The sequence below is a fragment of the Scandinavium sp. genome (assembly GCF_051650185.1).
Classification (GTDB): Bacteria; Pseudomonadota; Gammaproteobacteria; order Enterobacterales; family Enterobacteriaceae; genus Scandinavium.
In genome coordinates this window covers 1-14,375 of the sequence record NZ_JBOFIN010000131.1, presented here as the reverse complement: position 1 = coordinate 14,375, position 14,375 = coordinate 1, and the positions used below count along the sequence as shown (strand labels likewise).

11 protein-coding genes are annotated in these 14,375 nt (G+C 56.1%); 1 reads left to right on the top strand and 10 read right to left on the bottom strand.

The features are described 5' to 3' along the window. The 5 genes from glgA to asd all read right to left on the bottom strand — a co-directional run bounded on the left by glgA (position 1) and on the right by asd (position 8,278). Positions 1 to 1,434 carry a glycogen synthase GlgA gene (glgA, locus tag ACRCWW_RS17595; protein WP_438683552.1) on the bottom strand — a complete coding sequence of 478 codons (1,434 nt, stop codon included), beginning with the start codon at positions 1,432 to 1,434 and terminating at the stop codon, positions 1 to 3. Positions 1,435 to 1,445: 11 nt separating this feature from the next. Continuing rightward, positions 1,446 to 2,729, bottom strand: coding sequence for a glucose-1-phosphate adenylyltransferase (gene glgC / locus ACRCWW_RS17590; protein ID WP_438683551.1), 1,284 nt, complete (start codon positions 2,727 to 2,729; stop codon positions 1,446 to 1,448). A gap of 22 nt (positions 2,730 to 2,751) precedes the next feature. Next, positions 2,752 to 4,740, bottom strand: coding sequence for a glycogen debranching protein GlgX (glgX, locus tag ACRCWW_RS17585; protein WP_438683550.1), 1,989 nt, complete (start codon positions 4,738 to 4,740; stop codon positions 2,752 to 2,754). After that, on the bottom strand, positions 4,737 to 6,923 hold the full coding sequence (gene glgB / locus ACRCWW_RS17580; RefSeq protein ID WP_438683549.1) for a 1,4-alpha-glucan branching enzyme: 2,187 nt from the start codon (positions 6,921 to 6,923) through the stop codon (positions 4,737 to 4,739). Before glgB ends, glgX begins: the two co-directional genes overlap by 4 nt. A 248-nt stretch (positions 6,924 to 7,171) precedes the next feature. Then, the gene (asd, locus tag ACRCWW_RS17575) at positions 7,172 to 8,278 is read right to left on the bottom strand and encodes an aspartate-semialdehyde dehydrogenase (protein WP_438683548.1); all 1,107 of its coding nucleotides are present in this window, start codon (positions 8,276 to 8,278) and stop codon (positions 7,172 to 7,174) included. Between the two features lie 198 nt (positions 8,279 to 8,476). Between asd and ACRCWW_RS17570 the strand changes: the two genes are divergently transcribed. Continuing rightward, positions 8,477 to 9,070 (top strand): YhgN family NAAT transporter, encoded by a 594-nt coding sequence (locus ACRCWW_RS17570; RefSeq protein ID WP_438683547.1) that lies wholly within the window; start codon positions 8,477 to 8,479, stop codon positions 9,068 to 9,070. Between the two features lie 101 nt (positions 9,071 to 9,171). Here the strand turns inward: ACRCWW_RS17570 and gntU are convergent, their stop codons facing one another. The 5 genes from gntU to ACRCWW_RS17545 form a co-directional block, all read right to left on the bottom strand. Further along, complete coding sequence (gene gntU, locus ACRCWW_RS17565; protein WP_438683546.1) at positions 9,172 to 10,512, bottom strand: gluconate transporter; 1,341 nt, start codon at positions 10,510 to 10,512, stop codon at positions 9,172 to 9,174. Then, a complete protein-coding gene (gntK, locus tag ACRCWW_RS17560) occupies positions 10,512 to 11,042 on the bottom strand; it encodes a gluconokinase (RefSeq protein WP_438683545.1) in 531 nt (176 codons plus the stop codon). The genes gntU and gntK overlap by 1 nt, the downstream gene beginning before the upstream one ends. A gap of 126 nt (positions 11,043 to 11,168) precedes the next feature. Further along, on the bottom strand, positions 11,169 to 12,164 hold the full coding sequence (gene gntR, locus ACRCWW_RS17555; RefSeq protein ID WP_438683544.1) for a gluconate operon transcriptional repressor GntR: 996 nt from the start codon (positions 12,162 to 12,164) through the stop codon (positions 11,169 to 11,171). Between the two features lie 102 nt (positions 12,165 to 12,266). Further along, entirely contained in the window at positions 12,267 to 12,962 is a 696-nt protein-coding gene (locus ACRCWW_RS17550) for a pirin family protein (protein ID WP_438683543.1), read from the bottom strand. Positions 12,963 to 13,085: 123 nt separating this feature from the next. Then, positions 13,086 to 14,123 (bottom strand): oxidoreductase, encoded by a 1,038-nt coding sequence (locus ACRCWW_RS17545; protein WP_438683542.1) that lies wholly within the window; start codon positions 14,121 to 14,123, stop codon positions 13,086 to 13,088. Positions 14,124 to 14,375: the final 252 nt, after the last annotated feature.

Here is a 14,375-nt window from a genome sequence, read left to right as displayed (position 1 = left end):
TTACATCAAGCGTTGATAAAGCTCGCGGTAAGACGTCGCCGCGACTTGCCAGCTAAAATCCATGCTCATCGCCTGGCGCTGGACATAGCGCCAGAGTGATGGGCGCGACCACAACACGAAAGCACGCCTGATGGCTCTCAGCAGCGACCAGGCATTACTGTCTTCGAACACAAATCCACTGGCAATGCCGTCAGCCAGGTTTTCCAGCGAACTGTCGGACACCGTATCCGCCAGCCCCCCGGTGCGACGCACCAGCGGCAGCGTGCCGTATTTCAGCCCGTATAGCTGCGTTAGGCCGCAAGGCTCAAAGCGCGACGGCACCAGAATCACATCCGCGCCGCCCATAATGCGGTGCGAGAACGCTTCGTGATAACCAATCTGGACGCCAACTTGCCCTGGATGTTCAGCGGCGGCAGCAAGGAAACCTTCCTGCAACACCGGATCGCCCGCGCCCAGCAGCGCCAGTTGCCCGCCCTGCTCCAGCAGACCCGGCAGCGCTTCGAGCACTAAATCCAGCCCTTTCTGGCTGGTGAGACGGCTGACCACCGCAAACAGTGGCACCTTATCATTCACCTTCAGGCCCATCGCAATTTGCAGCTGGCGCTTGTTTTCGGCTTTCTCTTCAAGCTGATCGCGGTTGTAGCGCGCCGCCAGCAGCAGATCGTTTTCCGGGCTCCAGATTTGAGCATCTACGCCATTAAGAATGCCCGACAGCCGCCCTTCCTGATGGCGCTGACGCAGCAGCCCTTCCATCCCGTAGGCAAACTGCGGCTCGGTGATTTCCCGCGCATAGGTCGGGCTGACCGCCGTGATGTGATCGGCGTAATACAGCCCGGCCTTCAGGAACGAAATCTGCCCGTTAAACTCCAGCCCGTGCATGTTGTAGAACGACCATGGCAGGCCGATATCATTCATGTGATGCGCATAAAACATCCCCTGGTAAGCCAGGTTGTGCACCGTGAACACTGACTTTGCCGGGTGGCCACGCGCGGCGAGATACGCCGGAGCCAGCCCCGCATGCCAGTCGTGCGCATGGACAATCTCAGGTCGCCAGAACGGATCCAGCCCACTCGCCATTTCAGCGCCAACCCAGCCCAGCAGCGCAAAACGCTGCACGTTGTCGGTATAGGCAAACTGATTGGTGTCGTGGTACGGGCTCCCTGGACGGTCGTATAAATGTGGCGCATCAATCAGATAGATGCCCACGCCGTTATAATGGCCGAACAACAGCGTGATTCGTCCGGCAAAGGTGTCGCGACGGGTCACTACCAGTGCATCCGTCACGCCGCGGCGAATGTCCGGGAAGGCTGGCAGCAGCACGCGCGTATCAACCCCATCGGCAATTTGAGCCGCCGGTAACGCGCCAAGCACATCTGCCAGACCGCCCGTTTTCAGCAGCGGGAACATCTCTGAACATACATGTAAAACCTGCATTATCGCTCCTGTCAGCCCTGCAGTTTGCGCAGCATTTCACGCGTCACCAGCACTATGCCTTCCTCTGAACGGTAGAAACGACGCGCGTCCTCTTCCGCATTTTCTCCAATCACCATGCCTTCCGGGATCACGCAGGCGCGGTCGATAACACAGCGGCGCAGGCGACATGAACGCCCGACCCAGACATCCGGCAATAACACTGCCGAATCAATGTTACAAAACGAGTTTATCCGCACGCGCGGGAACAACACCGATTGCACCACCACGGAGCCGGAGATGATGCACCCGCCGGAAACCAGCGAGTTCAGCGTCATGCCGTGGCTGCCCGAGCGATCCTGCACGAACTTCGCAGGCGGCAACGATTCCATGTGGGTGCGAATCGGCCAGTTCTGGTCGTACATATCCAGTTCAGGCGTGACGGAGGCGAGGTCGAGGTTCGCCTTCCAGTAAGCTTCCAGAGTCCCGACATCACGCCAGTACGGTTCTGCTTCCGGGTCTGACTGCACGCAGGACAGTGGGAAAGGATGTGCATACGCCATGCCAGCTTTGACGATTTTAGGGATGATATCTTTGCCGAAATCGTGGCTGGAGTTTTCATCCTCGTCGTCCTGCGCCAGCAGCTCATAAAGGTAATCTGCATCAAAGATATAGATGCCCATGCTGGCGAGCGATTTGCTGTCATCACCCGGCATGGTTGGCGGCTTCGCAGGCTTTTCGACAAACTCGATAATCTTGTCTTCGGTGTCGACCGCCATCACCCCAAAGGCGGTTGCCTCAACAACGGGCACCGGCATGCAGGCTACGGTGCAACGCGCGCCTTTTTCGACATGGTCGATAAGCATGCGCGAGTAGTCCTGCTTGTAGATATGGTCACCGGCGAGGATCACGATGTATTCGGCTTTATAACGGCGAATCACATCGAGGTTTTGCGTCACCGCATCCGCCGTGCCGCGATACCAGTTTTCACCGCTGACGCGCTGCTGTGCGGGCAGCAGGTCAACAAACTCGTTCATCTCTTCGCTGAAGAAAGACCAGCCGCGCTGAATGTGCTGCACCAGCGTGTGCGACTGATACTGGGTAATCACGCCGATACGGCGAATACCAGAGTTAATGCAGTTAGAGAGGGCAAAATCGATGATGCGGAACTTACCACCGAAATGCACCGCGGGTTTGGCGCGGGTGGTGGTCAAATCTTTAAGTCGTGTTCCGCGCCCACCGGCGAGGATCAGCGCCACCGATTTGATCGGCAATTGACGCGCTAACATCAGAGGATCGTTCTTTTCAAGTCTAACCATGATTAACTCCTTTTTTCGCTCGTTATCTGTTCGAGCGGACCTTTTCGAATACGCACACTCCGTGCGCGGGCCCATGCCAGACAGCCAGGGTGACCGGATTATCCTCTCCGGCGAATGGAGGAATGGCGCGCCACTCCCCTTCAGGTAAAGCAATTTCGGCAACGTCCTGTGAAGCGTTGAGGGTGATAAGCCACTTGCCTGCCAGCAGGATTTGTATCTGCGGGCTGCCGTGCTGCCACTCGTCTGCACTCAGGGGATGCGCGTCCTTGTTAAACCAGCTAACGCTGCCGTCTCCCTCTTCCCACCAGCGATCTTCGGTCAGCGCCGGGATCTGCTTGCGAAGATGAATCAGCGCAGCGGTAAACGTCGTCAGGCCAGCGTTGGCCTTTTCCCAGTCAAGCCAGGTGAGCGCGTTGTCCTGACAGTAAGCATTGTTGTTCCCGTGCTGGCTGTGACCGTGTTCATCGCCCGCCAGCAGCATCGGTGTCCCTTGTGATAAAAGCAGTGTGGCCATCAGGGCATGGACACTGGCTCGCCGCCGCTCAATCACGTCAAGACTGCCGCCTAATCCTTCTATACCATGATTAAAGCTATGGTTATTGTTAGTCCCGTCGCGGTTCTCTTCGCCGTTCGCCTCATTGTGTTTCTGATTGAAACAGACGCAGTCGCGCAGGGTAAAACCATCGTGCGCCGTCACCAGATTGACCGATGCGGATGGTCGCCGCCCGTTGCGTTTAAACACATCGCTTGAGGCCGCAAAACGGTTGGCAAAGTCGCCGAGAGACAGATTTTGCTGCAACCAAAAGCGTCTTACGGCATCACGGAAGTGATCGTTCCATTCCGTAAACAGCGGCGGGAAATTCCCGACCTGATACCCGCCGTCACCGATATCCCACGGCTCGGCTATCAGCTTCACGGCGGAGAGCTGCGGGTCGTTTTTGATGGCTTCAAACAGCGGCGCGTCCTGACGGAAATCCGGGGTTCTGCCCATCACGGAAGCCAGATCAAAACGGAAGCCATCCACATGACACTCATCCACCCAAAAACGCAGGCACTGGAGGGCATAGTCCACCGTGCCCGGCGAGCTGAGATTCAGGGTGTTTCCGCAGCCGGTCCAGTTGTGGTAATCGCCATCGTCCCTTATCCAATAATAGCTACGGTTGTCGATTCCGCGCAGGGAGAAGGTCGGCCCGTCGAGATCGATCTCCGCGCTGTGGTTGAGCACAATGTCGAGAATCACTTCGATCCCCGCCTCATGCAGCGCCTTCACCGCATCGCGAAATTCGTTGAGAGCAAGCTCCGGCGATGTGGCATAGCGCGGTTCAACGGCAAACATCGCCAGCGGGTTGTAGCCCCAATAGTTGGAAAGCCCCAGCCGTTGCAGACGCGGTTCGCTGGCAAACTGAGCGACAGGCAGCAGCTCCAGCGCAGTAATGCCGAGCTTCTGGAAATACGCAATCATCAGCGGATGCGCGAGGGCGCGGTACGTTCCGGCAATCTCTTTCGGGATCCCCGGATGCAGATACGTCAGCCCTTTCACATGCGCTTCGTAAATGATGGTGCTGCCCCACGGCGTGCGTGGCGGCGTGTCGTTTTCCCAGTCGTAATGAAGATCGACCACCACGGAGCGCGGCGCGACCGACGCGCTATCGCGACCGTCGGGTTGATCATGCCCACTGTGCAGAATCGGGTCGTCTTTTGCTTCGCCCTCTATCCGATGAGCGCAGGGGTCAATCAGCAATTTCGCCGGGTTGAAACGGTGCCCGTGATGTGGCTCCCACGGGCCGTGCACGCGGAAACCGTAGCGAAGCCCCGGTCGCGCGTTTGGCAGATAACCGTGCCACACATCCTGCGTGCGGCCCGGTAACTCTTCGCGGTGCTCAAAGCCGTCCTTGTCAAACACACAGAGCTCGACCCGTTCCGCGTGCGCAGAGAAGAGCGTGAAGTTCACGCCCTGCCCGTCATAGCTTGCGCCAAGCGGTGTGGGTTTGCCCGCCGTGAGTTTGCTCATTCCCCCTCCCGAACCAGCCAGATAGTGGACAGCGGCGGCAGCGTGATGGAAAGCGAATCCGGGCGACCATGGCTGGCAATCTCATCGCTGTGTACGGCTCCGCCATTGCCGGCATTGCTGCCGTGATAATGCATCGAATCGGTATTCAGGATTTCACGCCAGCGCCCTGGCTGGTTGATGCCAAAGCGATAATGGGTGCGCGGTACCGGGGTAAAGTTACTGGCGACAATGATTTCATTGCCCTGCTTATCGCGGCGCACAAACACGAACACGGAACGTTCGTGGTCATCCACCACCAGCCACTCAAAGCCATAGGAGTCGTAATCCAGCTCGTGCATCGCTTTGTGGTGGCGATAGGTCAGGTTGAGGTCTCGCACAAGACGCTGTACGCCGTGGTGCCAGTTGTCGCCTCCTTCCAGCAGATGCCAGTCGAGGCTGCTGTCGTGGTTCCACTCGCGCCCTTGTGCAAACTCGTTGCCCATAAACAGCAGCTTTTTGCCCGGGAAGGCATACAGCCAGCCGTAATAGGCGCGCAGGTTGGCAAACTTCTGCCACGCATCGCCCGGCATGCGGTCGAGAATCGATTTTTTGCCGTGCACGACTTCATCGTGCGACAGCGGCAGCACGAAGTTTTCGGTGCTGTTGTACAGCATTCCGAAGGTCAGCTTGTCGTGGTGATGCTTGCGGTAAACCGGGTCGAGCTTCATGTAGTCGAGGGTGTCGTGCATCCAGCCCAGGTTCCACTTGTACCAGAAGCCCAGGCCGCCCATATCCGGCGGACGAGAGACTCCCGCGAAGTCGGTCGATTCTTCCGCCATGCTCACCGCACCAGGCACCTGTTCGCCCATAATACGGTTGGTGCTACGCAGGAACTCGATGGCTTCGAGGTTTTCACGACCGCCGTGTTCGTTCGGGATCCACTCGCCCTCTTTACGGCTGTAGTCGCGGTAAATCATCGACGCCACCGCATCCACACGCAGCGCGTCAATGCCAAAGCGCTCAATCCAGTACAGAGCGTTGCCCACCAGGAAGTTCTGCACTTCACGGCGGCCATAGTTGTAAATCAGGGTATTCCAGTCCTGGTGATAGCCTTCGCGCGGATCGCTGTGCTCATAAAGCTCAGTACCGTCGAATTTCGCCAGCGAAAAATCATCCGACGGGAAGTGGCCCGGCACCCAGTCAAGAATCACGTTCAGCCCGGCGTTATGCGCCGCATTGATGAAATAGCGGAAGTCGTCACGCGTACCAAATCGGCGCGTGGGCGCGTACAGCCCTGTTGGCTGATAACCCCAGCTTCCGTCAAACGGATGCTCGTTGATGGGCAGCAGTTCAAGATGGGTGAAGCCCATCCATTTGGCATAAGGCACCAGCTGATCGGCAAGCTCGCGATAGCTCAGCCAGAAGTTGTTGTCGGTATGACGACGCCAGGAGCCGAGATGCACTTCATAGATAGCAATCGGCGCATCAAAACGGTTGGCCTGTTTACGTGATTCCGGCTGCTCGATTTTCTCCGGCAGGCCACAAATCAGCGATGCCGTTTCCGGGCGCATCTGCGCTTCGAAGGCATAAGGATCTGACTTGATGCGCAAATGCCCCTGCGCGTCGATCATCTCAAATTTATAGAGCTGACCGTTGTGTGCGCCAGGCACGAAGAGTTCCCAGATGCCCGACTCTGCACGCAGGCGCATCGGATGACGGCGGCCATCCCAGTAGTTGAATTGCCCGACAACCGACACGCGGCGAGCGTTCGGTGCCCAGACTGAAAAGCGAGTGCCGGTCACACCGTCCATGGTATCGGCATGCGCCCCCAGCGTTTCGTAAGGGCGCAAATGCGTGCCTTCCGATAACAGCCAGGCGTCCATCTCCTGCAACAGCGGGCCAAAACGGTAAGGGTCATCAATCAGGTTCTGCTGGCCGTGCCACAGCACCGCCAACTGGTAACGGAAAGGATTTTTACGGCGTGGCATCACACCGCTGAAGAAACCGCGTGAGTCGAGGCAATCAAGCATGCCGACTTTACGCCCGGTTTTCGGTTCGATGACCCACACTTCGGTCGCGTCAGGTAACAGTGCGCGGACTTCCAGTCCTGCGTCGGTGCTATGCATGCCAAGCACGGAAAACGGGTCCGCAAAATGGCCGGCTATCAAAGCATTAATCACGTCTCTATCGATACGATCGGACATGCTATTCATCCTGTTGTAAGTGTCGCTGTGTCTGTTCTGGGTAGCGACTTTTTTTGACCTGAATGGCGCGGCAAAATTGAGCTTCCTTTTTGCGCCATCCCACCTTCAGGAAAAACCTCTCCCTTAAAGCATAGCCAAGGCTTTATCTGACTCCCGGTAAAATTGCTGCATACGTGTTTATTCCTTGTTCTACGTATAAAGTGACAGGCGTAAAAAAGGGGTGACTCAGCACCCCTTTTTTCATTTTGTTACGCTAGTTGTCGCAATATGCGACGTAGCGGCTCGGCGGCGCCCCAGAGGAGCTGATCGCCAACGGTAAACGCGGAGAGATACTCCGGCCCCATATTCAGTTTACGCAAACGCCCGACTGGCGTGCTCAACGTGCCGGTCACCGCCGCAGGGGTCAGCTCACGCACGGTGATATCCCTGTCGTTTGGCACCACTTTTGCCCACGGGTTGTGTGCCGCCAGCAGCTCTTCCACGGTCGGGATCGACACGTCTTTCTTCAGTTTGATGGTGAAGGCCTGGCTGTGGCAGCGCAGGGCACCGATACGCACGCAGAGGCCATCCACCGGAATAACGTTCTGAGTGGCGAGAATTTTGTTGGTCTCCGCCTGGCCTTTCCACTCTTCACGGCTCTGGCCGTTATCGAGCTGCTTGTCGATCCACGGGATCAGACTGCCCGCCAGCGGTACGCCGAAGTTGTCGACCGGCAGGTCGCCGCTACGAGTCAGCTGAGTCACTTTGCGTTCGATATCGAGAATGGCGGAAGCCGGATTCGCCAGCTCGTCCGCCACGTAGTTGTGCAGGCCACCCATCTGGCTTAGCAGTTCACGCATATGGCGCGCACCGCCGCCGGAGGCTGCCTGATAGGTCGCCACAGAGACCCACTCAACGAGATCGTTAGCGAACAGGCCGCCAAGCGACATCAGCATCAGGCTGACGGTACAGTTACCGCCCACAAACGTTTTAATGCCGTTGTTAAGACCCGCGGTGATGACATCCTGATTCACCGGGTCCAGAATAATGATCGCATCATCTTTCATGCGCAGCGAAGAGGCCGCGTCAATCCAGTAACCCTGCCAGCCGCTTTCACGCAGCTTTGGATAGATTTCGTTGGTATAATCGCCGCCCTGACAGGTGACAATAATGTCGAGAGCCTTCAACGCCTCAAGATCAAAGGCATCCTGAAGCGTGCCACCGCTATGGGTGCCAAACGCAGGCGCAGCCTGACCAAGCTGAGAGGTGGAGAAGAAAACGGGGCGAATGGCGTCAAAATCGCGCTCTTCTACCATGCGTTGCATGAGTACAGAGCCGACCATACCGCGCCAGCCGATAAAACCAACATTTTTCATAGCGTGTTTTCCTGCAGAGGTGTGTGCTGTTGTGCTGAGCCGGTTTTCAACCTTGAAGCCGGGACATCCCTCACATTACAAAATGCAGCCAAAGTCGCAAGTGAAAAAATTCAATGATTCGTCATCGCTCAGTAAAGCAACTTATTTACCCTCTGCGTCTGTGCAGAGCTTGAGGGGCAATTATCAGGGAACAACGTAATGAGCGAAATCCTTTCTGCTGCGGTTTTATTGATCCTGATTATGGATCCATTGGGAAATTTACCGATTTTCATGTCGGTGTTAAAACACACGGAACCCAAGCGCCGCAGGGCGATCATGATACGTGAGCTGTTTATCGCACTGCTGATAATGCTCATTTTTCTCTTCGCCGGAGAGAAAATTTTGGCGTTCCTCAACCTGAGCACGGAGACCGTTTCTATCTCCGGGGGCATCATTTTATTCCTGATTGCCATTAAGATGATTTTCCCGAGCGCCGAAGGCAGCAGCAGCGGTTTACCGGTCGGTGAAGAGCCGTTTATTGTGCCGCTGGCGATCCCGCTGGTTGCCGGGCCGTCATTATTGGCGACGCTGATGTTGTTGTCGCATCAGTATCCAAATCAGATGGGGCATTTGATTATTGCGCTGATGCTCGCCTGGGGAGGAACCTTCGTGATTTTGCTGCAGTCAGGGCTGTTTTTACGCCTGCTCGGGGAGAAAGGGGTGAATGCGCTGGAACGCCTGATGGGGTTGATTCTGGTGATGCTCGCCACCCAGATGTTCCTGGATGGTATTCGGGTGTGGATGAAGGGATAGTTTTGAGATAACCCTCTCCCTCAGGGAGAGGGAGAAAGCCACAGCGCCCGCCGATCGGTCCCCTCTCCCTTTGGGAGAGGGTTAGGGAGAGGGGATAGCACTTAGCTCAACAGCGAAAACGCAATCATCCCAACTATCGCGCCCACGGTCCCCAGAATGGTTTCCATCAGCGTCCAGGTTTTCAGGGTTTGCGCTTCTGTGGCGCCGGTAAACTTACCGAACAGCCAGAAACCGGCGTCGTTAACGTGGCTGACCACGATAGACCCGCCCGCGATACAAATCGACAAAGCTGCCATCTGTGCGCCGCTGTAATGCAGCTGTTCAATAACGGGCATCACCAAACCTACGGCTGTCAGACAGGCTACCGTTGCAGAACCCTGAATGATGCGCACCGCTGCCGCCAGAACAAAGCAGGTAATCGCGATTGGCAGGCCCATGCCGGTCAGCGCTTCACCCAATGCTGGGCCAACGCCGGAATCCACCAGCACTTGTTTGAACACGCCACCCGCACCGATCACCAGCAGAATAATCCCCGCCGGTTGCAGTGCCGCGCCGCAGATTTCCATCACACGGTCTTTCGGCATGCCCTGGCGCACTGCCAGGCCGTAAATCGCCACCAGACACGCCACCAGAATCGCAGTGAACGGGTGACCGATAAACTCAAACCATTCGTAAGCCGGAGACCCCTGCGCCACAAAACGTGCGGCGATAGTTTTCAGACCCACCAGCACCAGCGGCAGCAGGATCAGCGACAGGCTGAAACCGAAGGACGGCATTTTGCCCTCGCCCAGGTGCGGCTCGGTGACGTCGTCAGGAATGTGCAGTTCAACGTAGCGGCTGATGAAATTCCCCCACAGCGGCCCGGCGATGATCATCCCCGGAATGGCTGCGCACAGGCCAATCAGGATCATCCAGCCAAAGTCGGCGTGCATTTGCGAAGCCAGCAGCATCGGCGCAGGCCCTGGCAGCAGAAACGCCGCTGCGGCTGCAACGCCCGCAAACAAAGGAATAACCAGTTTCACCAGGTTCGTTCCGGTGTGACGTGCCATGGAGAAAGCGACGCTAATCAGCAGCACAATCGCCACTTCGAAGAACAGCGGCAGCGCACAAATCAGCCCTGCGAGGCCGATTGCGTAATGCGCGCGGCTGTGGCCGAAGGACTTCAGCATCTTCACGGCAATCTGATCGACCGCGCCGGTTTCATGCAGAATTTTGCCGAACATCGCGCCAAGTGCGACCACAATTGCCAGGAAGCCCAGCGTGCCACCCATCCCTTTTTCCATGGTTGCCGCAATCTTATCGAGCGGCATACCGGAGAACAGCCCTGCACCAATCGACACCACCATCAAAGCCACGAAGGCGTGCATACGTGCCTTCATGACTAAAAACAGCAGCAGCAATACGGAGCCGACTGCCGTCAAAACAAGCGTTAAAGTACTCACTACTTACTGCCTTTGTTGATTAACTCAATGGTGCTGGCGACAACGCCGTCCAGCGGCTGATCGATATCGACCACCAGAACGTCAGGCTCATTCGCGCCCGGCTCTTCCAGGGTTTCGAACTGGGTGACCAGCATTTGGGTTTTGAAGAAGTGGCCTTTGCGCGCCTTCAGGCGGTTTTCAATCACCTCAAAGTCGCCTTTCATATAGATGAAAGAGAGGTTCGGGTTGCCTTCACGCAGCAGGTCGCGATAGCTTTTTTTCAGGGCAGAACAGACGATCAGCGACACTTTGTTAGTGCGCTGCATGGCGAAGGCCGCGTCGTTCAGCGCCTGGAGCCACGGTTTACGGTCGTCGTCATTCAGCGGTTCGCCGGAAGACATTTTGACAATGTTGCTGCGCGGATGGAGGAAGTCGCCGTCAAGAAACGCGGCATGCAGCCGATACGCCACTTCGCTGGCAACGGCGGATTTGCCACTGCCAGAAACGCCCATCAGAACGTGGACATGGTGATCATGGTTAGTCGTGCTCAACGCGTTGCTCCTCAGAGTTTGTTACGGGTAACTGTTATCGGTAACATTGTCCTGCTGAGCCCCTGGATAAGCAATAACCGGTGGGACGATAAACTGTGTTGTGTGATCTACTTCAAACTTGTCGGACTAGATTGATCCGCCCGGTGACAAAGTGAAACCTAAATCTAACATTTTCGGCGTAACTATTTCACCACGAATGCGCGCCAGCAGGCGCTCGGCGCCAATTCGGCCCATGCGTTCACGCGGGGTGAGCACGCTCGCCAGACGGGGCTCCATGACCTGGCCGATGTCATGGCCGTGGAAACCGGCAATCGCCATATCATCCGGAATTTTTAAACCCAGACGCTGGCACTCAAACGCCGCACCGACCGCAAGGTCATCGTTGGTACAGAAAATGCCATCAAGCTGCGGATATTCGCGGCGCGCCTGGCGCATCAGTTCAATGCCGGAAGAGTAGGACGAGGATTGTTCAACCATCATGCTGTAAGGCGTTAGGCCCGCATCACGCATCGCCTGCTCGTAACCTTTCTGTTTGATGATGGTACGCTCATCAAGGCGTGCGCCGAGATAGGCGATGTGCTGGTGACCACGCGAAATAATGGTGGCGGTCATCTGGCGGGCGGCTTCGAAGTTATCAAAGCCCACGGCGATATCGATGCACGGCGTCTGGCTGTCCATCAACTCCACCACCGGAATGCCCGAGACTTCAATCATCTTGCGGGTACGCGCAGTGTGCGTGCGTTCGGAAAGGATCAGGCCGTCGATATTCCAGGAGAGCATCGACTCCAGACGCTCTTCTTCCATCTCCGGTTTATAACCGTAGTGAGCGAGCATTGCCTGATAGCCGTAAGCGTCGGTCACGCTTTCAATACCCTTAAGCACTTCAGCGAAAACCTGGTTGGTTAAGGACGGGAGAAGTACGCCAATCGCGCGACTGGTGGAATTGGAGAGAATATCGGGGGCGCGATTGGGAATATAACCCAGTTCATCAAGGGCCGCGGCAATCTTGCCACGTAGCGCCACGGAAACCTGTTCCGGGTTACGCAAAAAACGGCTGACCGTCATTTTGGTCACACCGACGCGATCGGCCACATCCTGAAGTACGGGTCTTTTCTTTTTCATCGTCCAGAGAGTGATAAAGGGGGAGACATTTCACCAGTTTACCATGGACGTGACAGAACCTTCCCGGTAAGTGGGAAGGTTCCGCGATTTATTTAATCAGGATCATACCGGTGGCAGGTCAAACAGCAGAATTTCCGCTTCGCTGTCGGCATGAACGGACAGCGCCTGTTCATCCCAAATCGCCAGGCCATCGGCCGTAGTGGCTTTGGTGCCGTTGATAGAGACTTCGCCTTTCACCACCTGAATCCACACGCGACGGTCAGCAGCAATCTGATGCACAGACTGTTCGCCTTTTGCCAGCGCCCAGCGGTACAGCTCCATGTCCTGATAGACTTTCAGCGAACCATCACGCGCATCCGGCGACAGTACCAGCTGTTTGCCCTGAGCGGCATCAAAGCGACGCTGTTCATAGCGAGGCGTGATGCCGGTTTCTTCTGGAATGATCCAGATTTGATACAGGTGAAGTTTCTCGGTTTTGCTCGGGTTGTACTCCGAGTGACGAATACCGGTACCGGCACTCATAATCTGGAATTCACCCGCTGGCACCTGCTCTTTGTTGCCCATGCTGTCCTGGTGCTCAACGGCGCCTTCCAGCACATAGGTCAGAATTTCCATGTCTTTGTGCGGGTGAGTACCGAAGCCCTGTCCGGCATCAATCACGTCATCGTTAATCACGCGCAGAGCCGAGAAGCCCATGAAGTTCGCGTCGTAATAGTTGGCGAATGAGAAGGTGTGCCAGGAGTCCAGCCAGCCGTGATTAGCGTGGCCGCGTTCGTTTGCTTTGCGTAAGTAGATCATGATGTTCACCCCGTGTTCGTTTCGATGGACTTAGTGTGGACCCGAACCGTTCAGGATGATAGTGGGTGAAAATTGACTCCTCTGTTCAAAATTTATGAACAAGTACAGAGGAGCCAAATCCGCTTACTTCGCGAGGGTTATGGTGGCTGGCGCTGCCTGTTCGAAGCCCCGTTCGAGGATCTCCATATTGGTCAGAACTTCAGATTCCTTGATGTAATACGCCGCACCGGTGGTGAACGTGGCATACAGCGCATCGTAAACGCGTCCGTAGTCACCCGTTTCCGGTTTCACTTCTTCACGTACGCTAACGCCTTCAGCATTCATGTACTCCAGCTGGCCGATACTGTCATCCGCGCCAAAACCCGCTTCGCCCGGCATGATGTTGGCCTTCAGACTGGTTTCCTGCTGATCGATGCCATATTTGAAGTAAGACCCTTTGGTGCCGTGAACGATAAACTTCGGCGAGTCGATTTTCACCAGATGGCTGGTTTTCACAATCGCCTTCAGGTTGCCGTAGAAGAGCTGTGCCTCGAAGGTATCGTCCGGGTTGGCCGGGTTGCGCACGCTGCGAATGTCATACGACACATGATCAGGGCGACCAAACAGCGAAATAATCTGGTCCATGGTATGCACGCCAAGGCCGTAAAACGCGCCATCCTGCGGTAAACCTGGCTTGGTTTCCGCCACCGGACGGTACATATCGAAATGGCTTTCGATTTCCACGATCTCGCCCAGCTTGCCGCTCTCAATCACTTTTTTCGCTGTCAGGAAGCAGGAGTCAAAGCGACGGTTCTGATAAGGCATGACCGTCAGCCCTTTGGCTTTGGCGAGTTCGAACAACGTTTTCGCTTCTGCAAGCGTCGGGGTGAATGGCTTTTCCACCAGCACGTTTTTACCCGCTTCCAGCGCGCGCTTCGCATAGTCGAAATGGCTGTCGGCGTGAGTACACACCACCACCAGTTTGACCTGCGGATCGTTCAGCACTTCGTCGAGATCGCTGGTGAAATGAATATGTTGATACTGAGGATGCTGCTCTTCCGGCTTTGCGCTGCGGCGGTAGATATGCGCCACATGCCAGGTGTCTTTGCGGTTAAGCACGTAAGGAAGGTGATAGCGAGTGGTGCTCTTTCCAAAACCAATAAATGCACAGTGTAGGGTCATGGCTCAGTCCTTGTTGAAGGTTGCTGCCGACTACCATAGCGCAAGTTTGTGTTGGGTGTCGCCCGGCATTTAGCACCCTGCGCGCTGATGCCCTCACCCCGGCCCTCTCCCACTGTACGGTCCGGAGACATGGTAGACAGGTGTTCGGGGACATGGTGAACACTATTTAACATCCTTTACCCATGGTTATCGACCTTTTCTTCAGGTCGATAACCCCCACTTTCGTGCTGTACCACCACACTTCATAGCAAC

Coding starts and splice junctions, on each gene's coding strand:
- asd (WP_438683548.1), bottom strand. CDS start 8,278: ATGAAAAATGTTGGTTTTATCGGCTGGCGCGGTATGGTCGGCTCTGTA.
- ACRCWW_RS17545 (WP_438683542.1), bottom strand. CDS start 14,123: ATGACCCTACACTGTGCATTTATTGGTTTTGGAAAGAGCACCACTCGC.
- ACRCWW_RS17570 (WP_438683547.1), top strand. CDS start 8,477: ATGAGCGAAATCCTTTCTGCTGCGGTTTTATTGATCCTGATTATGGAT.
- ACRCWW_RS17550 (WP_438683543.1), bottom strand. CDS start 12,962: ATGATCTACTTACGCAAAGCAAACGAACGCGGCCACGCTAATCACGGC.
- gntR (WP_438683544.1), bottom strand. CDS start 12,164: ATGAAAAAGAAAAGACCCGTACTTCAGGATGTGGCCGATCGCGTCGGT.
- glgC (WP_438683551.1), bottom strand. CDS start 2,729: ATGGTTAGACTTGAAAAGAACGATCCTCTGATGTTAGCGCGTCAATTG.
- glgB (WP_438683549.1), bottom strand. CDS start 6,923: ATGTCCGATCGTATCGATAGAGACGTGATTAATGCTTTGATAGCCGGC.
- glgA (WP_438683552.1), bottom strand. CDS start 1,434: ATGCAGGTTTTACATGTATGTTCAGAGATGTTCCCGCTGCTGAAAACG.
- glgX (WP_438683550.1), bottom strand. CDS start 4,740: ATGAGCAAACTCACGGCGGGCAAACCCACACCGCTTGGCGCAAGCTAT.